Here is a 24,794-nt window from a genome sequence, read left to right as displayed (position 1 = left end):
TTTGGCGGTGGAGGCGCACTGGGCCCTTTAACCAACGTTTTTGCCAGTTGCTTACCGTCCGGGCCGACAAAGAGGCGCGCAATGTGAGGTGGAATAGGTTTTGGTTCTTTTGCACTCATGATAAAACCTCATCGACGAAACTGAATTCGACCCACTGAACTTTCGACGAATCTATCACCAATAATTCAGCGCCAAAAGGGAGCGCCAGGCCATCATCGCCAAGCCAGCGTGGATTCAATACGATGAACTGCCCTTCCGTAGGGCCGGAGGGCCACTCCAAAGGCCAGCCAAACAATCGCCGCTCATCACTCAGATGCAAAGTGACAAGGCGATCGTGCCTCTCAAAAGCGCTGTACCACTCGTTGGGATGAGAGTTTTTACGTGTCAGATTTCGCTTGCGTAGCAGCGCATACAGCCTCCCGTTTGAAGCCAAATAACAGAAAAGCCCGGCGAGACATACTGAAACAATAAATGCCCACAACGCTTCCGCCCGAGCGTCCCACTGCCCTACAGAAAATCCTTTCGAGCCCACCCACAGACAAATTGCCCCAACCCCCAAAACCGCGCCCTGAATTACAAACGTAAAAATCAACGCCTGCACGATCTGTCCAAACGTATCGGGTCGTTTGAAAGCCGTCAGCGAATAAAAAATCCACGCCGACAAAAAACCGGGAATCAGGTATTGCAACAGCGGAATAACTTCTTTGACCAGATCATCCATGATCCGTGGCTCCTTGAAAGACCGGCCGACCTGACTATCGACCGCCCCTCAAAAGCCTAGTGCACACGGCTGAAAACCCTCACGCGCAACTGTCACCACTCATTACGCATCCTGCAAAATCAGATCCGCGCCCTTCTCCGCCACCATCAACACCGCCGCATGCGTATTGCCCGACGTCACGTTCGGAAAGATCGACGCATCAACAATCCGCAACCCGTCAAGACCATGCACCTTCAGGCGCTTGTCGACCACCGACGTTTGCTCGTCTGCGCCCATCGCACACGAACCACAGAGGTGATAGATCGAGCCGCAGTTGTCGCGGAAGTACTGCAACATCTGCTCGTCCGTTTCCACCGCTGGCCCCGGTAAAACCTCATCTACCGTGATGCTCTTGAGCGCCGGGGCGTTCATGATCTTGCGCATCAGGCGACTGCCCTGAATGACCTCGTCGATGTCCTTTTGCGTGCTCAGGTAGTTCGGATCGATCAGCGTCGCATCGCGCGGATTCTTCGAGGCGATCTCGATATGCCCACGGCTGGTCGGCCGACACGGGTTGAAGCACAGCAGGAAGCCGGAATACGGCTCGGGCTTGAGGCTGGCCTTGTTGTTTTTCGGGATCTGGTAAGACAGCGGATTGAAATACAACTGCAGATTCGGGTGATCCTGCTGCGCGTCGCCACGGAAAAAACCACCGGCCTGATTGACGCTCATGGCCAGGGCGCCCTTGCGGGTCAGCAGGTATTTCACGCCGAGTTTGAACTGACCGAACAGCGAACTCAGCTCATCATTGAGCGTCGGGATATTGGCCTTGTAGTAATAGCTGGCGCACAGGTGATCCTGCAGGTTCTGCCCCACGGCCGGCAGGTGTCTGACCAGAGGAATGCCGTGCCTGACCAGCAACGCGCTGTCCGCGACGCCGGACAGTTGCAGGATCTTCGGCGTGTCGACCGCGCCGGCGCACAGGATCACTTCCTTGCGTGCGGTGAAGGTTCGTACCACGCCATGCTGAGTAATCGAGATGCCCGTCGCACGTTTCTGCGCATCGTCAAACAACACCCGATCGACCAGCGCGTAATGCTCGACCGTCAGGTTTGGCCGTTTCAGTGCCGGATGCAGATGGGCGAAGCTGCTGGAGCAACGTTGACCGTTCTTCGTGTTGACGTCATAGAGGCCTGCGCCTTCGAACTTCGCACCGTTGAAATCTTCACTGCGCGGATAGCCGAGTTCAGCGCAGCCCGCAAGAAACACATCGCAGATCGGGTGAGTCTGGCCCTTCATCGGCGTAATACTGATCGGGCCGCTGCCACCGTGATATTCGCTGTCGCCCAGCGGGTGGTTTTCCAGTTTGCGGAAGTACGGCAACACGTCCTTGAAGCCCCAGCCGTCGTTGCCGTTGGCGGCCCAATCATCAAAATCGTGAGCCTGGCCGCGCACGTAGATCATCGCGTTGATCGACCCGGAACCGCCCTGCACTTTGCCGCGCGGTGCATAGATTTCACGGTTGCCCAATTGCTTTTGTGGCTGGCTGTAATACATCCAGTTGAAGGTCGGGTTGTAATACATTTTGGCGAAGCCGACCGGGATCTTGAACCACAGCGAGCTGTCTTTGCCGCCCGCTTCCAGCAACAGCACGGTGTGTTTGCCCGAGGCCGAGAGCCGGTTGGCCAGCACGCAGCCAGCGGCGCCAGCGCCAGCGATGATGTAGTCGTATGTCATGCACGGTTACCGCGTAAGTCGTTATACAAAATTCGCCGCCCTTGTGGGAGCGAGCTTGCTCGCGAAGGCGGCCTATCAGCTTGCATTTTTATTGCCTGACACTCCGCTTTCGCGAGCAAGCTCACTCCCACAGGGGATTGGCTTAGCAATCAAAGCCTGTGTCAGCCTCTGGCTGGCGAGGTGTCTTTGACATCCGCCGGAGTCGGCGACATCTGCAAGTGCAGACGCTCGCCGGTGTACGGCGAATGTCGGCGCACCACGTCCATGTTCAGCTCGACCCCAAGCCCCGGCTCGGTCGACGGGATGATGTAGCCGTCTTCCCACTGCAACGGTTTGGTCAACACCTCGGCATGGAAGCCGCCCCAGGTCTCGATGCTTTCCTGAATCAGGAAATTCGGCGTGCACGTCGCCAACTGAAAACTCGCCGCTGCGCCAATCGGCCCGTTGTACAGATGCGGGGCGATTTGCGCGTAGTAGGCCTCGGCCATGCTGGCGATCTTTTTGGCTTCGAGCAGGCCGCCGCAGCGCGCCACGTTCATCTGCAGAATCGACGCACCGCCGGCCTGCAACAGCTTGAAGAATTCGTACTTGGTGGTCAGGCGCTCACCAGTGGCAATCGGGATGCTGGTCTTCGCCGCGACTTGCGCCATGGCCTCTTCCTGGCCAGGCGGCACCGGCTCTTCGAACCACAGCGGGTCGTATTTCTCCAGACGCTTGGCCAGACGAATCGCCGACGACGGCACCATCTGCCCATGCGTGCCGAACAACAGGTCGCACTTGTCGCCGACCGCTTCACGGATCTTGCGGCAGAAGGTTTCGCAGCGTTCCAGCACTTCCAGCGAAATCTGGTGCCCGGAGTACGCGGTGTAAGGCCCGGCAGGATCGAACTTCACGGCGGTGAAGCCTTTGTTCATGTTCTCTATCGCGCATTCGGCGGCCAGATCCGGGTCGTCGTAGTCGTACTCGCCACGGCTGTTGACCGGGTACAGATAGGTGTAGGAACGCAGGCGTTCGTTGACCTTGCCGCCGAGCAGTTCGTACACCGGTTTGTTCGCGGCTTTGCCGATGATGTCCCAGCAGGCCATCTCGAGGCCGCTGACCACGCCCATCATGGTCAGGTCGGGACGCTGGGTGAACCCGCTGGAATAGGCCTGGCGGAAGAAGCGTTCGATGTGGTGCGGATCCTGATTGAGCAGGTAGCGTTCGAACACGTCTTCGATGATCGGCAGCATGGCTTTCGGGCCGAAGGTCGCGGCGTAGATCTCGCCGACGCCTTCGATCCCGCAATCGGTCTTGAGTTTGACGAACAGCCAGTACATGCCGCCGATGTGCGGCGGCGGTACGGCAACGATATGGGTTTCAAGGGCGATGATTTTCATCTCAGGCACCTGCTTTTTTCGAAGATTGACGATTGATTCGGGCACGCAAGGTCACGGCAGCGAGCGTGCCGACCAGACCGATAGTGGCGATGTAGCCGAAGTAGAGCTTGTAGCCAAGGGCGCCGGGAAAGTGCTCGGTGAGGTAGCCGTTGATCAGCGGGATAAAGGCATCCGGCATATAGCCGACCACCGAGACGATGCCGATGGCCAGACCGGTGATGCGCAGCGGAATGTTGCAACTGTCGAGGATCGCCCAGTACAGACCGCGAATCGCGTAAGTCATCAGGCCGATGAAAATCACCGTGGCAATCAACAGACCGATGCTGTTGAGCGCGGGAAACACGATCAGCCCGACGATCGCCAGACTCGCCAGCAACAGCGCGACGATCAGCACCGAAATATTCGAGAACTTGTCGCCCAGCCAGCCGCCGCCAATGCCACCGATCGGACGCATCCACAGTTTGATCGTGGTAATCGTGCCAGCCATGACGGCGGTCATGCCGCTGCCTTGCAGGTAGTCGGAGAAACTGTAGGTGGCCCAGAAGATGTGATAACCGCAGAACACAATGGCAGTGACCAGCCACAGCTCAGGGATTTTCATCAGCGTGGTCAGGTCGGCGAGCAGGTTGAACTTGCCCTTCTCCACCGCTGGCGTGTCTTCCATCGACTTCGGGTCCTTGATCAGCACCAGCAGACAACCGATGGCGATACAGGTGAAGGCGTACAGGTAAACCACATGTCTGAAGCCTTCGGCGGTCGACTCGCCACGGGTCTCAGTGGCGAAGGCAAACAAGCCCAGTGCAACCGTCGCCAGCAACGCTTCGACCAAGCCGCGACCACCGTCGAGAATGCCGAAGAACCGGCCCTGCTCGGTGTGATGCGCAATCATCTTCACGCGCTTGAGCACCGAGGCCCAGAAGGTCAAACCGGTGGTCAGCCCCCAGCAGCCGAAAATGATCATCAGCCCGCTCATCGACGGCGCAGTCGAGTACCAAAGGCCCAAGGCACCGGTGGCCACCAGCGAGAAGAAAATCAGAAAGCGCGGTGCGATGCGGTCGGCAAGCCAGCCGCTCGGCAAGTAGCTGAGCAGGAAGATCGTGCCAAGCATCGAGTACAGATAACCCAGCTCGCTGTGGTTGATCTGGAACACCTCGAGCATGGTCGTTTGATAGACCTGACGAAGATAGAGAATCGGATAGATCGCGCCGGCGGCGAGCACCAGCAACATCAATTGGAAATAGCGACTTCCCTTGTCGCTCTGGCTGTTTACAGCCGACGTGGAACCCTGAACAGCGGCAGCAGAGGATGCATGCTTGGACATTGAAGTGACCTCGGGCAGCCCGTGCTCCGGGCGCCCCTGATAATTGTTTTTATAGGTGCAGCGTGAGGCGTATTGCGGTGGATCAGTACTTCATGACCACGAGTCGGGTCTGGGTGAATTCGAGCATGCCGTGCTTGCCGTCATCGCCTCCCAGGCCCGAGCGTTTCCAGCCGGCGTGGTAGCCCTGATACGGATCCGCCGGGGTGCGGTTGACGTACAGTTCGCCGGCTTCGATGGCGTTGGCGACTTTCTGTGCGGTGCGGTAGTTCTCGGTGTAGAGCACCGATGACAGACCGAACTGATGGTCGTTGGCCATCGCCAGCGCTTCATCAATGTCGCGGTACTTGAGCACTGGCAGCACCGGACCGAAAACTTCTTCCTGGACGATTTCCATGTCCTGACGGCAACCGCTGAGCAGCGTCGGCGGATAGAAATGCCCCGGCCCTTGCGGCAACACACCACCGCTTTCGAGCGTCGCGCCGGCAGCGATGGCGCGCTCGACCATGGCGTGAATGTTCTGCTGCGAACTGGCGTTGACCAGTGGGCCCATCAGGCTGGCATCGGTGGCGCGATCGCCGAATTTCACTTCAGCGATTTTCGCCTTGAGCAACGCGAGGAATCGCTCGTAGACGCTTTCCTGCACGTAGACGCGCTCGACCGCCGTGCACAACTGCCCGCAATGAGTGGTTTTCGAAGCGATGATCGCGCTCGCGGCCGCTTCCAGGTCGGCGTCTGCTTCGATGATCGCCGGAGTCTTGCCGCCCAGTTCCAGCGACGGCTTGGCGATGTTCGCCTTGCAATAGTCGAGGACGATGCGCCCGGCGTTGACGCTGCCGGTCAAGGTAATCAGGCCCACGGCTTTATGGGTGCAGACGGCCGCCGCCGTGGCGTGATCCATGGTCAGGATGTTGATCACACCGGCCGGCATGCCCGATTGCTGCACCGCTTGGGCAATTTCGAATGCTGAGGTCGGTGTGTTGTTGCTGGGACGCACCACCACGGTGTTGCCGGCAATCAGCGCCGGGGCGATTTTGCGCAGCAAGGTGTAGACCGGGTAGTTGAACGGGATCAGGCAGGCAACGACGCCAATAGGTTCGCGGTGCAGAAACAGGTTTTCGTCAGGGCTGTCGCTGGGGATGATTTCGCCTTCGATGCGCCGCGCCCACTCGGCGTGGTAGCGAGTGATCTGCGCGGCGTAACGGGCTTCGTTGCTGGCATCGCTGACGCTTTTGCCGGACTCGGCGGCCAGTGCGGCACCGATGGCTTCGGCGCGATCTTCAAGGGCGGCGGCAAAGGCCCGCAGGTGTTCGGCGCGCTCGATGCTGGTGAGTTTGCCCCAGACCTTTTGTGCCGCTGCCGCCGCATCGACCGCCGCGATGGCCTCCTCGGCGGTGGCACCCGACACATGGCCGAGCAACGCTTCGGTGGCCGGGTTGTAGACCGCGATCAGCGCCGCGCTGGCAGGCTCGATGAATTGGCCGTTAACAAAATTTCGCTCGGTTCGCATGTGCATCGCCCATCGTTTGTTTTTATCAATGCCGCCAGTCTTGTCATCGATGGCGGGTTGAACAAACGATTTATCGGGCGGTTAAACATTCGAAAAATGCAGGTTACCCCCAATGACCTCCCACAGGGCATCCGGGCTGACTCAAATAGCAGCGGTCGAGGGCTCCAACTGGCGCTGCGCCAGCCAGATTTCCTCTTGCAGCCATTGCGAAAAAACCTGCAACTGCGGCATCTCGGTCTGCTCCGGCCGGGTCACCAGCCAATACGACTGATGCCCCTCTACATGCACATTCAGCACTTGCGTCAGTTGCCCGCTGGCCAACTCGGCCGCGACCATGTGCCAGTCGGCAATGGTGATGCCCAGACCATCGGTCGCCGCCTGAATCGCCAGATCGAGCAGATCGAATTCATAGCCGCCCTGGGTATCCACGCCGATGATCCGCGCCGCATCGAGCCAATGTTTCCAGGTCAGATAACGCTGATCCTCCTTGGCCAGCACATGCAACAACGTCAGGCGATTGAGATCGATGCCTGATTCACCGCCCTCACGGGCGTACAGTGATGGCGCGCACACGGCGATATGCCGTTCCTGAATCAGCAATGAACTGTCGAGTCCGTCCCACTCGCCGTCGCCAAAACGGATCGCACAATCGAGCGTGCTGGTTTCCGCGAGGCTGTCCTGCAAGCGTGTGGTGATGCTCAATTCCAGCTCCGGGTGTTGCTCGCGCAAACGGCCCAGACGCGGCATCAACCAGCGGCTGGTAAAGGTTGGCGGCGCGTTGATATGCAAGCGATTGGAGTGGGTTCTCTGTTGAATGCTGCGCACTGTCAGCTCGATCTTGTCGAATGACTGGTGCAACGCCCGCAGCAGGACTTTGCCGGCACCGGTCAGCTCCAGATGATGGTGACGACGCTCCAGCAGACTCTCGCCGAGCTGTTCTTCCAACTGCCGGACCTGACGACTGACCGCACTCTGGGTGACATTGAGCAACTCGGCGGCGCGGGTAAAACTGCCGGTGCTGCCGGCCACTTCGAACGCTTTGAGCGCGTTCAGGCCGGGCATTTTGCGTTTCATATCAAGGCACTCGAAAACCACTGACAAGGCGCCAAGCATCCCACGAGTGTGCCGGACTGTCCTACAGGATTTTGCGAGTAACATGCATTCGATGCAGGTTTGCTCACCGTTTTTATCGTTTGTTCAACAAACGGCGGATGGCAAAACTGCGCGGCATCTCTAATAAAAACAATCGAGAGCCGCTCCATGCCCTTCTCTGCTTCCTTGCGCTTGCGCAGCACTTCCATCGCTCTGTTCTGCAGCATTGCCGCCCCGGCAATGGCTGTGCAGGTCACCGACAATCTTGATCTGGGTGGCGCCATCCGCGCGCGCTGGGACCTGGACCCGGATCGTGACATTCAGAAGTTCGGCCTCGACACGGTATTCCTCAGCGCCAAGTACAATTCCGATAGTTGGATCGGTGAAGCGCAGTACCGCTTTTACGGTCGCTCGTATCCCTACCAGTACACGAAAAACTACGGCGATATCCAGTTCGCCAAGTTCGCCTGGGTCGGCTACAAATTCAATCCCGATCAACAAGTGCAGGTCGGCCTGAACACCGTGCCGTTCGGCTTGCAGCCATACTTCGGCAGCACCTTCTACGAAACCCTCGGCAACGTCATCGGCCTTGAAGACGTGCAGCAGGTCGGCGCCAAGTACATCCAGCAAAGCGGCGCCTGGAACATCCAGGCCGGTTACTACCTGCGCCCTGCCTGGCAAGGCAAAGGCACCAGCAACGGCGTGAGCTACTCCAGCATTGTCTCCGAGGCCGACAGTTACGTGGCCGACGGCAGCGACAACCAGGAACGCAACACCGTGGTGCTGCGCGTCGCCAAGGCATTCGATCTGGGCCCGTGGAAGTCCGAAGTCGGCATCTCCGGCCTGACCTCAAGCCTGCAAAATCGCGACACCCACAACGATGGCCGGCGCAACGCCGTGGCCATCCACTATCTGGGCAAGAACGGCCCGTGGGGCGTACAACTGCAAGCGGCGCGGCAACAGATGTCGCCGCGCAATCCCGGCAGCGATGAAGTGGTCACCCTCGGCGGCTACGACGGCACTTACAACGTCGCCAGTCGCGGCAATCTGTACGTGGCCGACCTGAGCTATGACGTGGGTGGCAAATACCTCTTCGATCAGGTCAGCGGGGTCAAGCTTTACGCCAACTACAGCGCCTTCGACAAATCCGCCAGCGGCTACAAGACATCAGAGCGGATGATCCTCGGCAGCTCGTTTTCGGTGAGCAAATTGTGGGTTGCGGCCGAGTGGTTGTTTGGCCGCAATGATCCCTATATTGGTGGCAGCAGTTACACCCAGAGTCTGGCTGCGGGCGGGCTGGATCAGTGGGAGAACCAGGTGTATGTGAACGTTGGTTACTACTTCTGATCCCGACATGATTGCGCCGACGAGATAGCTTTCGCGAGCAAGCTCGCTCCCACAGTGGAATGCATTCCAGGGTGGGAGCGAGCCTGCTCGCGAAGGCGCCCGCACAAACAATCCTTGCATCAAACCCTGCGCAATAGTCAGATACCCCCTACACACAAAACCTACAAAAACAAACCGAGCCAAACGCTCGATCCGGGGTTCTGCCTCCATGCGTCAACTGCCCTCCCTCAACACCCTGCGCGTGTTCGAAGAAGTCGCGCGTCATCGCAGCTTCAGCCAGGCCGCACTCGGCTTGAACGTCACCCAGGGCGCGGTCAGTCGCCAGATCAAGCAGCTTGAAGACTACCTCGGCGTCGCGCTGTTCGTGCGTACCCCGCAAGGCCTGTCGCTGACCGAAGCCGGCAGCAACCTCAAGCCGCATCTGGCCGAAGCCTTCGACCACATGGAGCGCGCCCTGCAAGCGGTGCGCGTGCCCAATCTGCGCCAACGTCTGCGCGTACTCGCCCCACCGACCTGGGCCACGCGCTGGCTATCGCCACACCTGCGCGCGTTCTGCCAGCGCTACCCGGACATCAGCCTCAGCGTAACCAATCAGGCCAGCCACGACAGCCTCGCGGAAATCGACTGTCACATCCGTTTCGGTCTCGCGGCGTCCACCCAGTGCGCCAGTCAATTGCTGGTGATGGAGCGGCACATCGCCGTGGCCAGTCCAGAACTGTTCAATGGCGATCAAGCGCCGGATCTGCGCGAGTTTCCATTGCTGCACATCCTGCATGACGGCAAGCGTCTGAAGGTCTGGGAAAACTGGCTGACGGCGATGGGTCGTGAAGATATCGATGCGGGACAGGGGCTGGAATTCAGCACGCTCGATCAGGTGATTCACACCGCGCTGGCGGGTGGCGGACTGGCGGTGATTGACCGGCAGATGATCGAGAAGGAACTGGCCAATGGCAGCCTGGTGCCGATCACTCCGATTGAAGTGATCGGGCCTTATGGCTATTGGCTGGATGTGGCGAATGACAAGCAGGGATTGTCGAAGGTGAAGCTGTTTACTGAATGGCTGAGTCTGGTGAGTAATCCCTGAAAGAGCCCCTCACCCTAGCCCTCTCCCGGAGGGAGAGGGAACTGACCGAGGTGATTATTCGAACTACGCCGACCTGAGATACCGAGTCGAACGTAGATTCTGAATACTACATAGATCGCCCCCCTTTCCCCCTCGCCCCACAAAGGAAGAGGGAACTGGCCGGGGTGAATGTATGGGGGACACCGATCTGAAATTTCGAGCGGAACTCAAATTTTGAACCCGCGAAGATCGGCTCCCTTCCCCCTCGCCCCCCTGGGGGAGAGGGCTGGGGTGAGGGGGGTAGGCCTTTGAGCCCTGCACATCAAATCGGCGTGGCGACTTTGCTCACCACAATCGCACTCCCCTCCACCGGACTCTGCGCCTTGCACGCCTGACTCAACGTCAGCGACTTGGTCTCCGGCGCCCACGCCCACGACAGCCATGCGCCAATCGCCAGAATCGCCGCGAGAATGCCCATGGTCGGACTCAAGCCGATCCCGGCCACACTCACCGGCAACAGAAACGTACTGACGGCCGAACCCAAACGACTCACCGCCGTTGCCAGCCCGATACCACTGGCGCGCACCTCGGTCGGAAAGCTCTCCGCCGGAAACACGCCAACGAGGTTGCTCACCGCCGACAACACCAAGGTGAACAGACCAAACACCAGTACCATCAGCCACGCCGCGCTGCCCGGCAGCACCGCCAGCAGAAACAGCGCCACTGCGAGAATGATGAACGAGTTGATGAGAAATCCGCGCCGGGTGAATTTGATCGTGCACCAGATGCCGATCAGCGCGCCGAGGATCAGCAGCATGTTCAACATCAACTCAGTGCCAAACCCTTCGGCCAGGCCCATCTTCTGCAAAATCGACGGCAGGAATGTGTAGATCGCAAAGTACGGCATCACGATGCACACGAAGAACAGGCAGTTGAACGCCGTGCGCTTGCGGTACTCACGGCTGAACAGCACCGCATAACCCGAACGGGTTTCCGTGGAGCGGGTTTCGTCGAGCTCGACGTTATCGCCCAGATGCTTTTTGACGATCGCCCGCGCCTCGGCGATGCGCCCCTGATTGACCAGCCAGCGTGGCGATTCCGGCGTGCCGATGCGCGCGATCAGAATCAACGCTGCCGGGATGGCCGACGAGGCCAGCATCCAGCGCCAGGCATCATCGCCAAGGCTGAGCATCGCCGTGCCGACGAAGGTCGCGGCAACGTAACCGAAGGTCCAGATCACGCTGAACGAACCGAGCAAAACGCCGCGATGTTTCTTCGGCGAGAACTCGGCCAGCATCGCGTGACCGACGCTGAAATCACCGCCCAGGCCGATGCCGATCAACACCCGGCAGAGAAACAGACTCATGGCTGTTTCGGCGTAGAACTGCATCACCGAAGCGAGGGTGATCAGCACAAAACTGACCAGGAAAATTTTCTGCCGGCCGACCTTGTCCGAAATCCAGCCGAAAAACAGACTGCCGAGAAACAGTCCGATCAATGCCGATGCGCCGATCAACCCTTGCCAGAATGCATCCAGCTGCATCTGCGGGCTGAGCAAGGTGAACGCGATGCCGATCAGGCCAAGGATGTAGCCGTCGGTGAAGTGCGCGCCGAAAGTCAGGCCGGCGATCTTGATGTGAAACCGGCCAATGGGCAGGTCGTCGATTTTTATGGGTTGAGCGGACATGTTCGTCTCCAATTGTTGTTATTGACGGAGAAACCGATTGCTCTTGCTTGGTTGTATGTGGGAGCAAGTCTGCTCCCACAAGGGGATTTCGCTGAGGGTTACAGCCCCCCCATCAACAGGTATTTGATCTCCAGATAGTCATCCAGCCCGTACTTCGAACCTTCGCGCCCGAGGCCCGATTCCTTGATCCCGCCGAACGGTGCGACCTCGGTGGAAATGATCCCTTCGTTGATCCCGACCATGCCCGCTTCCAGCCCTTCGGCCATGCGCCAGACCCGGCCGATGTCACGGCTGTAGAAATACGCCGACAACCCGAACGGCGTGTCGTTGGCGCGTTCCAGCACTTCGGCCTCGTCCTTGAAGCGGAAGCACGCCGCCACCGGACCGAAGGTTTCATCCTGGGCAATCAGCATGTCGCCGTTGACCTCAGTGAGGATGGTCGGTTCGTAGAACGTGCCGCCCAAGGCGTGACGACGACCGCCACACAACAGCGTTGCGCCCTTCTCCAGGGCATCGCTGACATGGCTTTCGACCTTGGCCAATGCGGCGACATTGATCAGCGGACCCTGCTCGGTCGCGCCATCCAGCGCACTGCCGATGCGCATCGCTGCAACCGCTTCAGCCAGCTTGCCGGTGAAGGCTTCGTAGACGCCGTCCTGAATAAAGAAGCGATTCACACAGACGCAGGTCTGCCCGGTGTTGCGGAACTTCGAGGCCATTGCGCCTTTGACGGCGGCATCCAGATCGGCATCGTCGAAGACAATAAACGGCGCGTTGCCACCCAGTTCCAGCGAGACCTTTTTCAAGGTATCGGCAGCTTGGCGCATGAGCAGTTTGCCGGTGCGGGTTGAGCCGGTGAACGACAGTTTGCGCACGATGCTCGATGCTTGCAGCGCGCCACCGATGGCGACGGCATCGCCGGACACGATGTTAAAAACGCCGGCGGGAATGCCCGCTTGCTCGGCCAACACGGCCAAGGCAAAGGCGGATATCGGCGTCTCTTCCGACGGTTTGAGAATCATCGTGCAGCCCGCCGCCAGCGCCGGGCCGACCTTGCGGGTGACCATCGCCAGCGGGAAATTCCACGGGGTGATCGCCGCGACCACGCCGATGGCTTCCTTGACCACGATGATCCGCGCATCGGCCTTGTGGCTCGGGATCACATCACCGTAGGCACGCTTGGCTTCCTCGCCGAACCATTCGAGAAAACTCGCTGCGTAAACCACTTCGCCCATGGCCTCGGCCAGCGGCTTGCCTTGTTCGCGGCTGAGCAGCGTGGCCAGATCCTGTTGATTGGCGAGCATCAATTCGCTCCAGCGCTTGAGGCGTTGACTGCGTTCCTTCGCGGTCAATTTACGCCACGCCGGCAGTGCGCGGTGGGCGGCGTCAATGGCCAGGCTGGTTTCTTCCGCGCCAGCCTTCTGCACCTCAGTAATCAGCTCGCCGTTGGCCGGGTTGCGCACCGGATAGGTCGCACCGCCCTGCCCCCACTGACCATCAATGAAGTTGCCGTGTCGGATCAAGTCGCTCATGCCACCGCTCCCTGCAAAGTAAACCGCTCCAGGCCCGGACGCGCCGAACGCAGGATGCGTTTACCGGCGGTGTAATCGTTGATCACGTCGCACGGGGTGTAATTGCGTTCCAGCTCATGCAATTCATCCGCATCAAGTCTGGTTTCCAGTGCGGCCAACGCGCTGTCGAATTGCGCGGTGGTGTCGGCGCCAACCAGCATGCAATCGACGCCCGGGTGATTGGCCACCCACGCCTGGGCGATTTGTGCATTCGACACGCCGCGCGCACGGGCCACGCGCTGCACCGAATGGGCGATTTCGAACGAGGCTTCGTCGCTGTACATCTGCTGGGTAAAGAAGTCGGTCTGGTTACGGGTAGACTGCACGTCGCCAGTCAACAGACCGCGCGCCAAGGGACTGAACACCGAAACGCCAATCCCCTGATCGCGGCAGAACGGAATCATCTCGCGCTCTTCTTCGCGGTAGGCGCAGTTCAGTTGCAGCTGCATGTTGATCGGCTTGACCCAGCCATTGCGTTCGCAGGCCATGAGGATTTTCGCCAACTGCCCGGTGAGCATGGTCGAGACGCCGATGTAACGTGCCTTGCCCGAGCGTACGATGTCGTTCAGCGCGCCCATGGTTTCTTCGACCGGGGTGTTCACGTCGAAGTAATGCAGCATGAATACGTCGACGTAATCCATGTCCAGACGCTTCAGCGAGGCGTCGATGCTGTCCATGATGTGCTTGCGCGAATGACCGCTGGCGTTGATCCCGCTGCGAGTGCCGTAGCCGACCTTGGTGGTGATCACCAGGTCTTCGCGACGGGCCAGACGCTTGACGATGCGCCCGACCACTTCTTCACCGACACCGGCGGAATAGAAGTCGGCGAGGTCGATGAAATTCACGCCGTTATCCAGCGCATGCGCGACGATCGGCTCGCTCTGTTTTTCATTGAAGATCCACGGTTTCCAGTCCGGCGTGCCCATGTTCATGGTGCCCAGGCACAGACGCGAAACTTGCAGGCCGGAGTTGCCCAAACGGATGTATTGCATGGCGGCGACCTCAGGCTTTTGGCGTGTAGAAAGGGTTGCTGATGTGCGCAACGACATCTTTCAATTGCGCAGTTTCCGGCTTGCCGGTCAGGGCCGCGCGAATCGCGGTGCGGCAGGCGTTGTAGTTGTTCAGGTACACCGCATCGAGGTCGTCGCACGCCGGGTTGACCCAGTTGGCGGTGACAATCGCCCACTCGTCTTCGGCTTCCGGCGGCAGGGTGCCGTCGAGCAGCGCTTCGAGCACGGCTTTGGCGATCCCGGCTTGCGAGGCGCCCCACGTGGCGTTGCCGTGCAGGTCACTGCTGATCGCCGCTTTGTTGACGTACAGGGTCATCGGTTTGACCGGAATGTTCGGTTGCGCAATCACCATGAACGGGCAGTGGCCCTGGCTCGGCGATGCAAGGCTGTTGGCGAACGCCTGCCCGGCCGGGCCGTTACGCGGGCCGATCAGAATATTGATGTGCGCAGCGTTCACGCCCGGGCCTTCGAAACCTTCACCGATGTACAGGTCGAGTTCTTTCATCAGTCATTACTCTTGTGCGATACGAGGGATGTTCGATAGCTCACGCAGGCCGGATGACGAGCGCGCTCAATAACAGGCGTGGGGAGAGACGGCGGGAGAAATGGGACATGGCTGCAAACGCTCTCTGCTTGTTATTGATGAGCTGTGTTTGCGATTTTTTAACACCGGGGCTGGAGCCGGCCGTAACCATTAAAAATCATGGGGCAATGAGTTTTAGTCATAGCCCTTTGGCGTGGGCAAAAAAAATCCCGCTCAAGGACCGGGATTGGATTGATGTGGAGTGGGTCACGCGACCACAGGAATCCGCGGATCAGCCGCCGCCAATGCGCTCACGCGATCAGCCGCCGGCGGGTAGATCCACTGGGTGTTGATCTGGGTCTTGAGGGTTTTGCCTTCCTGCTTGACCAGTTTCACCTGACGATCCAAGCCTTCGGTGTACACCGCGCCCCAGGCGCCGAGGTCCAGGCAGGTCACGTACTTCGGCTGGCTGTACGGCGTCGGCTCGACACCGAGAATCTGTGCGGCAACATTGTTGCCGGCATGCCGGCCCAGCGAAATCGCATGCTGGCAGGTCATCAGCGCATAGTTGCCGATGTCGTCAGTCGCCGCGTGGGCCACATCACCGGTGGCGAAGATGTCGTCCTGACCGACAACTTTCAGGTGTGCGTCGACGTGCAGGCGCCCCTGTTTGTCGCGCTCGGCGGGGATTTGCTCGGTCAGTGAGCTGGCACGCACGCCGGTGGTCCAGACCACGGTTTTCGCCTCGATGTGCTGACCGTCGGACAAGGTCACGCCGTTGCCATCGACCGATTGTTCATCGATGGCCGCAAGAACATTTTCGAATGCCGCGACATCCGTGGGCGTTGCGCCCTGTTTGAAGGCAATGCGCCAGAGTGGGCCGTCGAAGGCACCTGTTCGATTCACGCCGCCATGATGACCGCGCAACAACGCATGGAAGAAGCCCTCGCCCAACAGACCATTCTCGACATCGCCCGAAAGGTCGGGCGCAAGGCACCGAAAGAGTTCGGCCAACAAGTCGAAGACTGGATTCAGGATCGCCGCGAGAAAAAGGGCAACGTCGGCACCATCCCGCTGACCGACATTTGCGGCTGATCCTTCAGCCTGTAAAAAAGGCAAAAAAAAGCAGAAACCGTTGATCCGGTTTCTGCTTTTTTTGTGCATCTGAACGTGTCGTTACAGGCAATCACGCACCGATTTGCGCAACGACCCGGACTTGGCCCACGGCGGCCCCTGATACAAGGAAACCCGGCTGCCATCCTTGTATTTGACGATATCGAGAATCTCGTCAGCGGTAATGATACTGGGCGCCGTGATGCGATAGCCGTTGGAAATCGACGTCTGCGAGGTCTTCGCCACGTCCTGCTGCCACAACGGTAATACACACGCGGCATAGTCTTTAGGTGTCTTGCCACTGGTCTTGCTGATATTCGGCTCCCCCGGTACCAGCGATGCCGGCAACGAGCAACCTGCCAACATGGCCAACGCCAGACTCCCTATCCATATCCGCATGGTGTTTCCCTGTTCTGAAAAAAAACGAATGTAACGTTTAACCTAGCGCACATCCATCGTGGCACCGCGCCCACCCTGGCGATTGGACAATTTTTTACATCCGTTCAGTCCAAAGACAGACCCGCGTTGCCCCACAGGCAAAAAATGCGACTACTCTTTTCTACCGAGAATGTTCAGGAGGTGATCATGCGGCTCAATGAATACGAACACGAACTTCAGCGCGACCTGCAAAGCGTTGCTTCGGATCTGCGCTGGTCGGCAGTCGACCTCAAGCGTATCGCTGAGCAACTGCGCAAATCCGGCAACGAGGCGGACGCACAAACCGTGCTGAGATCCTGCGAGGTCCTGCAAAGCGATGAAGAACGCTTGCAACTGTATGCCAAGGAAGTGAAGGCACGCGCCATCAGCCGAACCAAAGTCCACTGACACCCACTCGTCCCCTTCCCCAAACAAAAGCCCCGGCAACTACCGGGGCTCTTTTTTACAACTGCTCAACCGGCTTTGTGACTTTGCGCGCGCTTCGAGCGTTTTTTGTAGCCGGGAAGTGCGGCGGCATAAGCCAAGGCTTCTTCTCGACTGCCAAACGACGCCAGTCGATCACCCTGAGTGCACACCCGCCACGGGCCATTGTTCACGCTGAGCACGTCGTAACCGTTCATGTGCATCTTGTTCAGCATTGGAATGCTCATGGGTACCTCCTTTTTCAACGGTGGGTTCAGCTTCACGCTTTTACCTTACACCCTGATCCGCATGAGGTGCTGACCGGGTGTCGTGGCACTTGCCTGTCACGGTGCTGGCACTTTTCGCACAACCCAACGCTCCAAATCCCTGCGGAACCTTTAAAACCGGCCCCGGCTCGAATATTGCAGTTTCATTTCAGTTTTATGACAGCCCGCCCAACAGGTAACAGATGAAAGTACGCGCCACCGTCATTTGCGAACAGGATCGCCACATACTCCTGGTGCGCAAACCCCACTGTCGCTGGACATTGCCCGGGGGCAAAGTCGAGTCCGGGGAAACCCGAGCGGAGGCTGCCGTGCGCGAACTGCAGGAAGAAACCGGGCTGCATGCCGAGGATGTGTTGTATTTGATGGAACTGCAGAGCGGCAGCACCCGGCATCACGTCTATGAGGCCTCAGTGACAGATTTTGAACAGCTGCGCCCGCAGAACGAGATCATCGATTGCATCTGGCATCCACTCGGCACCGTGCAGAACTTGAGCACCAGCGAAGCGACACTGCGCATTGTTCAGGCGTTTCAACGGCGGTTATAACGCTTAACCGGCAAAGGCCCGGCGCCCCGCACTCATTTCCGTGCGTAACTCACCGATGAAGTTGGAAATGTCACGGATGGTGACGAGATGTTCCGGGGAGACGCCATTGAGCAGCAATTCGACCCGCCCGCTGTCCGGCTCATACACCTTGATTTGCAGCAATCCCTGCGTGGTCGGAATGCAGTCGCACTTGGACGCAGGAAAGCCGGATTCGACAATCCGGCAGATATCGGCAATGGCAAGCATGAGTGGGCGCCTCGCAGGCGATGAGTCGGTCGACCCGTAGAGCATAGATGAGCACTTTGTGTCTTGCCCGATACAAAAATGCCAACTCAATCACAACTTTCGGGCGTGTTCTCAGTGAGCGTCGTGATCCCAGATCCAGCCCCAGATGCCCGGCAAATTCACCGGCTGCGAACTTTGCTGAACGGTGCGCGCCAATGCGGCTTTTTCCAGGGCGGCGTGATCATCATAGAACGGCTTCGCCGCCAGCTTCACACCGGTCGCCGCGGCGCTGTCCAGCAGGATCTGCAAATATTCGCGGGTGTGCCGCGCGGTATAGCGGTTAAGGTCATGGAACGTCACCACCACCGGGATCACGCCATCCACCGTTGCAAACTTGCCCAACGCGATCTGTTCGCGAACTTCCGACAACTGCCGCAGCATGTTCGCCCGCCGTCGCGGACTGGCATTGAAGCCCCAGATCTTGCCGTCATTGGCACTCAAATCCGTCAACAACACATGCAACCCATGTCGTTGATAGGCTGCGAAAGTGCGTTGGTCATAGTTCCAGAATGGCGGGCGCAGCAGGGTCGGGGGCGCGCCGGTAATGGCGGCGATATCCGCTGTGCCGAAATTCAGTGAATCCTCGAGTTGCTGCGGGTCGAGCGAACGATGATTGGTGTGCCAGTGCGTCGCAGTATGAAACGCGAGGATATGCCCCTCTGCATACTCACGGCGCATGATGCCCCGACCGATGTCGCTGTTGCCGGCTCGCGGGGCGCGGGTTTGTACGAAGAACACGGCTTTGATATCAGCTTGAATCGGGTTGTCCTTGAGGCTGTCGAGCACCGTCGCCGACGGATTCCAGAAGCTCGACGCGCTGGGGCCATCATCGAACGTCAACAGAAAACGCACCGGCGCCTGACCTTTGAGGCGGGTTTCGGTTTGCGCGCTCATTTCGATCGGCGCGGCAATGCAACCGGCCAGCCCCAGCGCAATGACCGTCATACAAAGAAATTGGAATCCGCGCATCCTGTTTTGCCTTGAGCCCGACGGCTGCCGTCATGTGGTCGATTGGCAAAACTCCCTCGCCCTTATCCATCCCTGCGCCCGAAACCGCGAGCCGTGGTTGGATAAGGTACACAGGGTTTGGTTCCAGCGCTTGTTCAGCGTGTCAGCGCCTGCTGAAACGAGGTGTCGATAATCCCGGCGGTCGCCAGCGGCGCCGGCAGCGCTTTTACTTTAAACAGGAAGTCCGCAGTGCTTTGCAGATCGGCTGCGGCCTGTTGATCCACCGGCCCGACGCTCATATGCGCCTGACGCAACCAGTGCCGCGAAACCTCTTGATCGAGATTGGCTTTCTTCGCCCACAGGTCGGCGTATTCATCCGTGTGGCTGTCGACCCAGGCACGCGCCTGTTTCAAACGCCCGAGAAAGTCGGCGATGGCCTCACGTTTGCTGTCGATTGACGCTGCAGACGCCGCGATGGCGCTGAGGCCGGGCATCAGGTTTTTCGCGGTCAGGATCGGTCGCGCCCCGGAAAAGACGATTTGTTGGGAAATGTACGGTTCCCACACCGGGAACGCATCGATGCTGCCTTGGGGCAACGCTGCGGCCGCATCGATCGGCATCAGTTTGACGAAGTCGACGTAATCTTCCGGCAATCCACCTTGCTCCAGGGCACGCAAGGTCAACTGCTGACTCCAGGCTCCGGGCCAGTAGGCGACTTTCTTGCCTTTCAGATCAGCGATGGTTTTTACCGTGGAATCCTTGGGTACCAGCAATGCGATGGTGTCGGGGTTTTGCCGGGAAACGCCGATCAACTTCACCGGGGCTTGTTTAGCGGCAAGAAACAGAAAACCTGAATCACCGAGAAAACCCAGATCCAGCGCACCGGTCTGCAAGGCCTCGGCCAGGGGTGCGGCCGCCTGGAAATGTTTCCAGTCAACGGTGTAAGGCGCATCTTTCAACACCCCGGACGCTTCTATCGACGCGCGGATGTTGTAGTAATTCTGATCTCCGACATGCAGGACCAAAGGCTCGGCAGCGTAGGCAAGTGGCGACGCGAACAGTGCAGCGGTCAGCGCGCCGCGTAGGAATCGGGAAAGCTTCATGGCAAGTCCTGCAAGGGGTTTGCATAGACCATAACGCTGTTAAATAAAGCTTTTGAAATTCGATTAGCGCATAAGCTCATCACCGATCAACGCCGCTGTTCACCCCGCAACAGTGCCTCACCACACTGTTCGCCAGGCAACACCTTGAACCGACAGAAACTCGGTCAAACCCTAGTAAACCGGAGCCCCGGCACTTATGGCACAGAGCCTGCAATATTCCATTCATGCAGGAAGCATTCGATAAAAATATCTTTTTGGACATAAGAAGTCTGTGCCTTTGCCGGAGCGCTCACATGAAATCGTTCTTCCCGTTGTCCCGCCTGAAAACGCTGCTGGCCGTCAGCGCCATGGCTCTGAGCCTGCAGCCGCTGGCCCAGGCCGCCGAGACCGCTCCGGCGGAAGTGCACCTTGATTACGCCTATTACTCTCCGGTCAGTCTGGTGCTGAAAAACTTCGGTTTCCTCGAGAAAGCCCTGCCGAATACCAAAGTCAGCTGGGTGTTGAGTCAGGGCAGTAACCGCTCACTGGAATACCTCAACAGCGGCGGCGTCGACTTCGCGTCCAGCGCCAGCCTCGCCGCCGTGCTGAGCCGCGCCAACGGCAGCCCGATCAAATCGGTTTACGTCTACAGCCGCGCGGAATGGACCGCGCTGGTGGTGCGCAAGGATTCGCCGTACCAGTCGATTGCCGACCTAAAAGGCAAGAAAATCGCCGCGACCAAGGGCACCGACCCGTACTTGTTTACCCTGCGCAGCCTGCAACAGGCCGGGCTGAAAAAGGACGACGTGGAGCTGGTGCACTTGCAACATCCCGACGGTCGGACCGCGCTGGAAAAAGGCGATGTCGACGCCTGGGCCGGGCTTGATCCGCACATGGCCGCCAGCCAGGTGCAGGCCGGCTCGCGTCTTTTGTATCGCAACCCGGCGTTCAACAGTTACGGCGTGGTCAGCGTCACCGAGCAATACGCCAAGGAGCATCCGCAAACCATCTACACGGTGATCAAGGCTTACGAACAAGCCCGCGAATGGGCGTTGAAAAATCCCGACGCGTTCGCCGCTCTCCTCGCCAAGGAGTCCGGCCTGCCGCTGGAGGTGGCCAAGCTGCAATTGTCACGGACTGACTTGAGCAGCCCGCAACTGACTGCCAACGATGTGCTCGCCTCCAAAGCCGCCGCGCCGATTCTGGTCTCAGAAGAACTGGTGCGCCGTGGCGTCAATGTCGATCAGGTCATCGACCAATTGCTCGACAACGGTGTCCAGCAAGCCGTCGCCCGCCAGTAATCGACCAGGCATTCAGCGAATCCGCGCGCGTCGCGGATTTTCTGCGTGCGGAGCCAGACCATGCCCAGCCACAGCAAAGACTTGCCCGCGCCATTCACTGTCGCGCGCAAACGCCCCTCGCCGATCAACCCTGCCTGGCAGCGCCGATTCAAAGGCCTGGCCCTGCCGCTGCTGATCATCATTGTTCTGGAAATTATCGTACGCCTCGGCTGGCTGCCGTCCTACCAGATGCCGGCGCCAAGCGAGATCGCCCTGACCCTCGCCGACCTTGCCGAAGGTGCTCTGTGGAAGCACATCGCGGCCAGCCTGGCGCGGGTGCTGCTGGGTTTTGCCATCGGCGCCAGCCTGGCGCTGGTAATGGCCGCGTGGGTCGGTTTGAGTCGCGAAGCCGAGGCTTATCTGGAGCCGACATTCGCCGCATTGCGCGCCATTCCGAGTCTGGCCTGGGTGCCTTTGCTTTTGCTGTGGCTGGGCATCGACGAGACCTCGAAAATCGTTTTGATCGCCATCGGCGCGTTCTTTCCGGTGTACGTCAACGTGGTCGCGGCGATCCGCAATATCGATCGCAAATTGGTCGAGGTCGGGCGCATCTATAGCTTCAGCCGTTGGCAACTGGTGCGGCGGATTCTGCTGCCCGCCGCCCTACCCGGCCTGTTCACCGGGCTGCGCAGTGGCATGAGCCTGGCGTGGATGTTTCTCGTTGCTGCCGAGTTGATTGCGGCCACAAAAGGCCTTGGTTACCTGCTCAGTGACGGGCGCGAAACCTCGCGACCGGACATCGTGCTGGCAGCGATCATCGTCCTGGCCTTGCTCGGTAAACTCAGCGATGGCTTGCTTGCCATGCTGGAACGGCGCTGGCTGAACTGGCGCGATACGTTCACTGGTCAGGACGCCAGGGAGTGAGTGCGCACAGGCGACTAAGCTGAAATCTCCAACAGGAGATTCAGCCGATGTGCGGACGACTCTCGCAGTACCGAGGTATCCACGATTTCGTCGCGGTGTTGAGCATTCCCGATGCGTTGCTCAATCACGTCGGCGATGCGCCGCTGAATCGCTACAACGCCGCGCCGACCACGCCATTGGCAGTCCTTCATCAGCACGAACAGCGGCTTTACGCCGATAACTTGCGCTGGGGCTGGCGTCCGCATTGGGCCAAGGATCGCGCGGCACCAATCAATGCGCGGGTCGAGAAAGTCGCCCACGGCGCGTTCTTCCGGGCGATCTGGCGGCATCGGCTGATCGTGCCGGTCGACAATTGGTTCGAATGGGTTGATGCCGAAGAGAAGACCCGCCAACCGTGGTTGATCCGCCGGGCCGACCGCTCGGCGATTTTCTGCGCGGCCATCGGCCAGTTTCCGAGCGCCGATGCGGCCGCGCGTGACGATGACGGCTTCGTGATCATCACCGCCGACAGCATGGGCGGCCTGCTCGACATCCACGACCGCCGCCCCGTGGTATTCGACGCACAACGCGCCCACGAATGGCTCGACCCGGCGACCCCGGTTGAACGCGCCGAACACATGCTGCTGTTCGAAGGCGAAGGCAGTGAGGTGTTCACCTGGCACAAAGTCGACAAAGCCGTGGGCAACTCGCGCAATCAGGGCCCACGGTTGATTGATGAAGTGGCCTAAAAATCCGCCTTCGTCATGCGTCTATTCAGGTGACGCAGGATCGTTACAGACGTTGTTTCATCAGTGAAACAGCACAAAAAAAACAGTCGTTTGAGCGAACTAACCGCCTGTCTGACATTTCATTCGTCATACATACATTTAGAAGCACTACGGATAGCATGCGCGCCGCATTTCCGATTGGTATACCAGTTGACCAAAGAGTCAACAAATCAGGAATCCCCCACAACTTCTACAAGCCTTGCAGAGAAATAAGTTGCGCGACGATTTTGCAATCAAACAGGTCAGCGGCCTGGAGTGTATTTATCTGTCCATGACAGAGCGCTTTGAACTCGACTGTTTTATCGGCCACTACATCAAGACCCGAAACCTGCGTACCGTGCCCGACATCGAACGCATCCTGCGCACCACCCTCGAAGCTTATCCCGGCCATCCGCCGGTGATGGTCAACGAGCTCAATGCGTGGATCGACAGAACCTTGGGATATCGGGCTTCACACCCCGACTTCACGCAGCTGGACGATCTTTGACACCACGAAAAAGCCCCGCACTTGCGGGGCTTCTTCGTTCAAGTCAGTCAGAACTTGCGGTCTGGAGTTGACAGCTCCCTGCCATCATCGTGTTTCCAGGTTTGTTCCTTGTGTTTCTCACGCTCGATTTCTTCTTGCGTCGGCTCATCCGTGTCTTCTTCAACCGGCTCCGGATGCTTGGGCTCAGTCGCCATGTCCACCTCCTGTCACGAGTGAATTGTCATCCTTACAGCGTAGAACAATTTTCAGCAGGTAACTTACAGCCACCAGCGCAACAAAAAGAAGAACGCCATACTGAGCAGCATGCTAAGCAAGGTATTACGCGTGTAGATGACCAGCGCGATCGCTACCAGCGAACTAAGCAGATACGGATTATCCCACTGCAAATTCAGCTGTTTGTCCGGCATGAACACAATCGGTCCGCAGATGGCGGTGAGCATGCCCGGCACCGCGAAACCGAGAAACTGCCGCGCATTGCTGCTCAAACGCACCGGCAAACGCGGCTCGAGAAACACGTAGCGGTTGAGAAACACCAGAATCCCCATGCCGAAAATCACTGCCCAGACCATCATGTGCGCCCCCGATACAGCTTGTTGCAGATAAACCCTGCGGTCATTCCCGCCAGCCCCGACAAGACCAGTGCCGAGCCCCATTGCCAGTAACTGAACAGCACCGAGCAGAACAGCGACACCGCTACACACACCACGGTCGGTACGTTACGCACCACCGGCGTGATCAACGCGATAAACGTGGCGGCAATCGAGAAGTCCAGCCCCAGATGTTCCAGCCCGGGAATGCTGCTGCCCAGCACGATGCCGGCCAGGGTGAACAGGTTCCAGGCGACGTAGAACGTCAGCCCCACACCCAGCGCATACCAGCGATTGAACTGCTGGCGATCATGCTGACTGGTCAGGGCGAACAATTCATCGGTGAGCAAAAAACCCAGGCCAATTCGCCAGCGCCCCGGCAGCGGCGAAATCACCGAACGCATGCTCATGCCATACAACAAATGCTGCGACGTCAGCAGCAGTGTGGTCAGCAGAATCGAGAAAATTCCCGCCCCGCCCTTGAGCATGCCGATCGCCACCAACTGCGCCGCACCGGCAAACACGATGCTCGACAAGCCTTGGCCTTGCAGCGGCGTGAGGTTGGCTTCGATCGCCATGGAACCGGCCAACAACCCCCACGGCGCGGTGGCCAGAGACAGCGGCATGATCGCCGCGGCGCCGCGAAGGAACGCACTGCGCGGCAAAACTGAGTCAGACATAAACGTTCTTCAACCAGGAAAACGGTCGACGA

26 protein-coding genes and 2 pseudogenes are annotated in these 24,794 nt (G+C 59.0%); 9 read left to right on the top strand and 19 right to left on the bottom strand.

Going from position 1 to position 24,794, the window contains the following annotated elements; all coding sequences use genetic code 11:
• Positions 1-115: 115 nt before the first annotated feature.
• The 6 genes from WA225_RS08545 to WA225_RS08520 form a co-directional block, all read right to left on the bottom strand.
• Positions 116-721 (bottom strand): DUF6338 family protein, encoded by a 606-nt coding sequence (locus WA225_RS08545; protein ID WP_422607603.1) that lies wholly within the window; start codon positions 719-721, stop codon positions 116-118.
• A gap of 102 nt (positions 722-823) precedes the next feature.
• Positions 824-2,437 (bottom strand): GMC family oxidoreductase, encoded by a 1,614-nt coding sequence (locus WA225_RS08540; protein ID WP_422607602.1) that lies wholly within the window; start codon positions 2,435-2,437, stop codon positions 824-826.
• A gap of 161 nt (positions 2,438-2,598) precedes the next feature.
• The gene (locus WA225_RS08535; RefSeq protein WP_422607601.1) at positions 2,599-3,816 is read right to left on the bottom strand and encodes a mandelate racemase/muconate lactonizing enzyme family protein; all 1,218 of its coding nucleotides are present in this window, start codon (positions 3,814-3,816) and stop codon (positions 2,599-2,601) included.
• Between the two features lies 1 nt (position 3,817).
• On the bottom strand, positions 3,818-5,137 hold the full coding sequence (locus WA225_RS08530) for an MFS transporter (RefSeq protein WP_422607600.1): 1,320 nt from the start codon (positions 5,135-5,137) through the stop codon (positions 3,818-3,820).
• An 82-nt stretch (positions 5,138-5,219) separates the two neighbouring features.
• Positions 5,220-6,644: an aldehyde dehydrogenase gene (gene aldA, locus WA225_RS08525; protein ID WP_422607631.1), complete on the bottom strand. Its 1,425-nt coding sequence runs from the start codon at positions 6,642-6,644 to the stop codon at positions 5,220-5,222.
• 141 nt (positions 6,645-6,785) lie between these two features.
• Entirely contained in the window at positions 6,786-7,718 is a 933-nt protein-coding gene (locus WA225_RS08520; protein WP_422607599.1) for a LysR substrate-binding domain-containing protein, read from the bottom strand.
• A gap of 186 nt (positions 7,719-7,904) precedes the next feature.
• Between WA225_RS08520 and WA225_RS08515 the strand changes: the two genes are divergently transcribed.
• Complete coding sequence (locus WA225_RS08515) at positions 7,905-9,083, top strand: hypothetical protein (protein ID WP_422607598.1); 1,179 nt, start codon at positions 7,905-7,907, stop codon at positions 9,081-9,083.
• A gap of 208 nt (positions 9,084-9,291) precedes the next feature.
• Positions 9,292-10,167: a LysR substrate-binding domain-containing protein gene (locus WA225_RS08510; protein ID WP_422607597.1), complete on the top strand. Its 876-nt coding sequence runs from the start codon at positions 9,292-9,294 to the stop codon at positions 10,165-10,167.
• A 301-nt stretch (positions 10,168-10,468) separates the two neighbouring features.
• Here WA225_RS08510 and WA225_RS08505 read toward each other — a convergent pair whose 3' ends face one another.
• The 5 genes and pseudogenes from WA225_RS08505 to WA225_RS08485 form a co-directional block, all read right to left on the bottom strand.
• The gene (locus WA225_RS08505; RefSeq protein WP_422607596.1) at positions 10,469-11,833 is read right to left on the bottom strand and encodes an MFS transporter; all 1,365 of its coding nucleotides are present in this window, start codon (positions 11,831-11,833) and stop codon (positions 10,469-10,471) included.
• A gap of 98 nt (positions 11,834-11,931) precedes the next feature.
• Positions 11,932-13,365 carry an NAD-dependent succinate-semialdehyde dehydrogenase gene (locus WA225_RS08500; RefSeq protein WP_422607595.1) on the bottom strand — a complete coding sequence of 478 codons (1,434 nt, stop codon included), beginning with the start codon at positions 13,363-13,365 and terminating at the stop codon, positions 11,932-11,934.
• Positions 13,362-14,396, bottom strand: coding sequence for an aldo/keto reductase (locus tag WA225_RS08495; protein WP_093437404.1), 1,035 nt, complete (start codon positions 14,394-14,396; stop codon positions 13,362-13,364). The genes WA225_RS08500 and WA225_RS08495 overlap by 4 nt, the downstream gene beginning before the upstream one ends.
• Before the next feature lie 10 nt (positions 14,397-14,406).
• Positions 14,407-14,919, bottom strand: coding sequence for a formaldehyde-activating enzyme (fae, locus tag WA225_RS08490; RefSeq protein WP_093437400.1), 513 nt, complete (start codon positions 14,917-14,919; stop codon positions 14,407-14,409).
• 285 nt (positions 14,920-15,204) lie between these two features.
• Positions 15,205-15,729, bottom strand: a pseudogene (locus tag WA225_RS08485) (FAD-dependent oxidoreductase); the annotation flags it as partial.
• 6 nt (positions 15,730-15,735) lie between these two features.
• Between WA225_RS08485 and WA225_RS08480 the strand changes: the two are divergent.
• Positions 15,736-16,032, top strand: a pseudogene (locus WA225_RS08480) (transcriptional regulator); the annotation flags it as partial.
• Positions 16,033-16,113: 81 nt separating this feature from the next.
• On the opposite strand, the gene WA225_RS08475 reads toward WA225_RS08480, so the two are convergent.
• Positions 16,114-16,449 (bottom strand): hypothetical protein, encoded by a 336-nt coding sequence (locus WA225_RS08475; protein WP_422607594.1) that lies wholly within the window; start codon positions 16,447-16,449, stop codon positions 16,114-16,116.
• 186 nt (positions 16,450-16,635) lie between these two features.
• On the opposite strand from WA225_RS08475, the gene WA225_RS08470 reads away from it, so the two are divergent.
• Positions 16,636-16,875 carry a hypothetical protein gene (locus tag WA225_RS08470; protein ID WP_008085812.1) on the top strand — a complete coding sequence of 80 codons (240 nt, stop codon included), beginning with the start codon at positions 16,636-16,638 and terminating at the stop codon, positions 16,873-16,875.
• A 65-nt stretch (positions 16,876-16,940) separates the two neighbouring features.
• Here the strand turns inward: WA225_RS08470 and WA225_RS08465 are convergent, their stop codons facing one another.
• On the bottom strand, positions 16,941-17,138 hold the full coding sequence (locus tag WA225_RS08465; protein WP_422607593.1) for a DUF2188 domain-containing protein: 198 nt from the start codon (positions 17,136-17,138) through the stop codon (positions 16,941-16,943).
• A gap of 221 nt (positions 17,139-17,359) precedes the next feature.
• On the opposite strand from WA225_RS08465, the gene WA225_RS08460 reads away from it, so the two are divergent.
• Entirely contained in the window at positions 17,360-17,722 is a 363-nt protein-coding gene (locus WA225_RS08460) for an NUDIX hydrolase (RefSeq protein ID WP_422607592.1), read from the top strand.
• A 3-nt stretch (positions 17,723-17,725) separates the two neighbouring features.
• Here the strand turns inward: WA225_RS08460 and WA225_RS08455 are convergent, their stop codons facing one another.
• The 3 genes from WA225_RS08455 to WA225_RS08445 all read right to left on the bottom strand — a co-directional run bounded on the left by WA225_RS08455 (position 17,726) and on the right by WA225_RS08445 (position 20,058).
• Positions 17,726-17,968 (bottom strand): DUF1652 domain-containing protein, encoded by a 243-nt coding sequence (locus WA225_RS08455; RefSeq protein ID WP_422607591.1) that lies wholly within the window; start codon positions 17,966-17,968, stop codon positions 17,726-17,728.
• Between the two features lie 111 nt (positions 17,969-18,079).
• Entirely contained in the window at positions 18,080-18,952 is an 873-nt protein-coding gene (locus WA225_RS08450) for a polysaccharide deacetylase family protein (RefSeq protein WP_422607590.1), read from the bottom strand.
• A 158-nt stretch (positions 18,953-19,110) separates the two neighbouring features.
• On the bottom strand, positions 19,111-20,058 hold the full coding sequence (locus tag WA225_RS08445) for an ABC transporter substrate-binding protein (protein WP_422607589.1): 948 nt from the start codon (positions 20,056-20,058) through the stop codon (positions 19,111-19,113).
• A 293-nt stretch (positions 20,059-20,351) separates the two neighbouring features.
• Here WA225_RS08445 and WA225_RS08440 point away from each other — a divergent pair, with 293 nt between their 5' ends.
• The 4 genes from WA225_RS08440 (at position 20,352) to WA225_RS08425 (ending at position 23,495) form a co-directional block, all read left to right on the top strand.
• Positions 20,352-21,338: an aliphatic sulfonate ABC transporter substrate-binding protein gene (locus tag WA225_RS08440; protein ID WP_422607588.1), complete on the top strand. Its 987-nt coding sequence runs from the start codon at positions 20,352-20,354 to the stop codon at positions 21,336-21,338.
• A gap of 60 nt (positions 21,339-21,398) precedes the next feature.
• The gene (locus WA225_RS08435) at positions 21,399-22,241 is read left to right on the top strand and encodes an ABC transporter permease (protein WP_422607587.1); all 843 of its coding nucleotides are present in this window, start codon (positions 21,399-21,401) and stop codon (positions 22,239-22,241) included.
• Positions 22,242-22,288: 47 nt separating this feature from the next.
• Positions 22,289-22,969 (top strand): SOS response-associated peptidase, encoded by a 681-nt coding sequence (locus WA225_RS08430; RefSeq protein ID WP_422607586.1) that lies wholly within the window; start codon positions 22,289-22,291, stop codon positions 22,967-22,969.
• A gap of 253 nt (positions 22,970-23,222) precedes the next feature.
• On the top strand, positions 23,223-23,495 hold the full coding sequence (locus WA225_RS08425) for a hypothetical protein (RefSeq protein ID WP_064117564.1): 273 nt from the start codon (positions 23,223-23,225) through the stop codon (positions 23,493-23,495).
• Positions 23,496-23,542: 47 nt separating this feature from the next.
• Here the strand turns inward: WA225_RS08425 and WA225_RS08420 are convergent, their stop codons facing one another.
• The 3 genes from WA225_RS08420 to WA225_RS08410 all read right to left on the bottom strand — a co-directional run bounded on the left by WA225_RS08420 (position 23,543) and on the right by WA225_RS08410 (position 24,762).
• Positions 23,543-23,689, bottom strand: coding sequence for a hypothetical protein (locus tag WA225_RS08420; RefSeq protein ID WP_422607585.1), 147 nt, complete (start codon positions 23,687-23,689; stop codon positions 23,543-23,545).
• Positions 23,690-23,752: 63 nt separating this feature from the next.
• Positions 23,753-24,064: an AzlD domain-containing protein gene (locus tag WA225_RS08415; RefSeq protein WP_176472272.1), complete on the bottom strand. Its 312-nt coding sequence runs from the start codon at positions 24,062-24,064 to the stop codon at positions 23,753-23,755.
• Positions 24,064-24,762, bottom strand: coding sequence for an AzlC family ABC transporter permease (locus tag WA225_RS08410; RefSeq protein ID WP_064117566.1), 699 nt, complete (start codon positions 24,760-24,762; stop codon positions 24,064-24,066). The genes WA225_RS08415 and WA225_RS08410 overlap by 1 nt, the downstream gene beginning before the upstream one ends.
• Positions 24,763-24,794 lie beyond the last annotated feature (32 nt).

Source organism: Pseudomonas sp. (assembly GCF_049300855.1).
Lineage (GTDB): Bacteria > Pseudomonadota > Gammaproteobacteria > Pseudomonadales > Pseudomonadaceae > Aquipseudomonas.
This window is presented reverse-complemented; position numbering and strand designations above follow the sequence as displayed.

Coding starts and splice junctions, on each gene's coding strand:
- WA225_RS08545 (WP_422607603.1), bottom strand. CDS start 721: ATGGATGATCTGGTCAAAGAAGTTATTCCGCTGTTGCAATACCTGATT.
- WA225_RS08540 (WP_422607602.1), bottom strand. CDS start 2,437: ATGACATACGACTACATCATCGCTGGCGCTGGCGCCGCTGGCTGCGTG.
- WA225_RS08535 (WP_422607601.1), bottom strand. CDS start 3,816: ATGAAAATCATCGCCCTTGAAACCCATATCGTTGCCGTACCGCCGCCG.
- WA225_RS08530 (WP_422607600.1), bottom strand. CDS start 5,137: ATGTCCAAGCATGCATCCTCTGCTGCCGCTGTTCAGGGTTCCACGTCG.
- aldA (WP_422607631.1), bottom strand. CDS start 6,644: ATGCGAACCGAGCGAAATTTTGTTAACGGCCAATTCATCGAGCCTGCC.
- WA225_RS08520 (WP_422607599.1), bottom strand. CDS start 7,718: ATGAAACGCAAAATGCCCGGCCTGAACGCGCTCAAAGCGTTCGAAGTG.
- WA225_RS08515 (WP_422607598.1), top strand. CDS start 7,905: ATGCCCTTCTCTGCTTCCTTGCGCTTGCGCAGCACTTCCATCGCTCTG.
- WA225_RS08510 (WP_422607597.1), top strand. CDS start 9,292: ATGCGTCAACTGCCCTCCCTCAACACCCTGCGCGTGTTCGAAGAAGTC.
- WA225_RS08505 (WP_422607596.1), bottom strand. CDS start 11,833: ATGTCCGCTCAACCCATAAAAATCGACGACCTGCCCATTGGCCGGTTT.
- WA225_RS08500 (WP_422607595.1), bottom strand. CDS start 13,365: ATGAGCGACTTGATCCGACACGGCAACTTCATTGATGGTCAGTGGGGG.
- WA225_RS08495 (WP_093437404.1), bottom strand. CDS start 14,396: ATGCAATACATCCGTTTGGGCAACTCCGGCCTGCAAGTTTCGCGTCTG.
- fae (WP_093437400.1), bottom strand. CDS start 14,919: ATGAAAGAACTCGACCTGTACATCGGTGAAGGTTTCGAAGGCCCGGGC.
- WA225_RS08475 (WP_422607594.1), bottom strand. CDS start 16,449: ATGCGGATATGGATAGGGAGTCTGGCGTTGGCCATGTTGGCAGGTTGC.
- WA225_RS08470 (WP_008085812.1), top strand. CDS start 16,636: ATGCGGCTCAATGAATACGAACACGAACTTCAGCGCGACCTGCAAAGC.
- WA225_RS08465 (WP_422607593.1), bottom strand. CDS start 17,138: ATGAGCATTCCAATGCTGAACAAGATGCACATGAACGGTTACGACGTG.
- WA225_RS08460 (WP_422607592.1), top strand. CDS start 17,360: ATGAAAGTACGCGCCACCGTCATTTGCGAACAGGATCGCCACATACTC.
- WA225_RS08455 (WP_422607591.1), bottom strand. CDS start 17,968: ATGCTTGCCATTGCCGATATCTGCCGGATTGTCGAATCCGGCTTTCCT.
- WA225_RS08450 (WP_422607590.1), bottom strand. CDS start 18,952: ATGACGGTCATTGCGCTGGGGCTGGCCGGTTGCATTGCCGCGCCGATC.
- WA225_RS08445 (WP_422607589.1), bottom strand. CDS start 20,058: ATGAAGCTTTCCCGATTCCTACGCGGCGCGCTGACCGCTGCACTGTTC.
- WA225_RS08440 (WP_422607588.1), top strand. CDS start 20,352: ATGAAATCGTTCTTCCCGTTGTCCCGCCTGAAAACGCTGCTGGCCGTC.
- WA225_RS08435 (WP_422607587.1), top strand. CDS start 21,399: ATGCCCAGCCACAGCAAAGACTTGCCCGCGCCATTCACTGTCGCGCGC.
- WA225_RS08430 (WP_422607586.1), top strand. CDS start 22,289: ATGTGCGGACGACTCTCGCAGTACCGAGGTATCCACGATTTCGTCGCG.
- WA225_RS08420 (WP_422607585.1), bottom strand. CDS start 23,689: ATGGCGACTGAGCCCAAGCATCCGGAGCCGGTTGAAGAAGACACGGAT.
- WA225_RS08415 (WP_176472272.1), bottom strand. CDS start 24,064: ATGGTCTGGGCAGTGATTTTCGGCATGGGGATTCTGGTGTTTCTCAAC.
- WA225_RS08410 (WP_064117566.1), bottom strand. CDS start 24,762: ATGTCTGACTCAGTTTTGCCGCGCAGTGCGTTCCTTCGCGGCGCCGCG.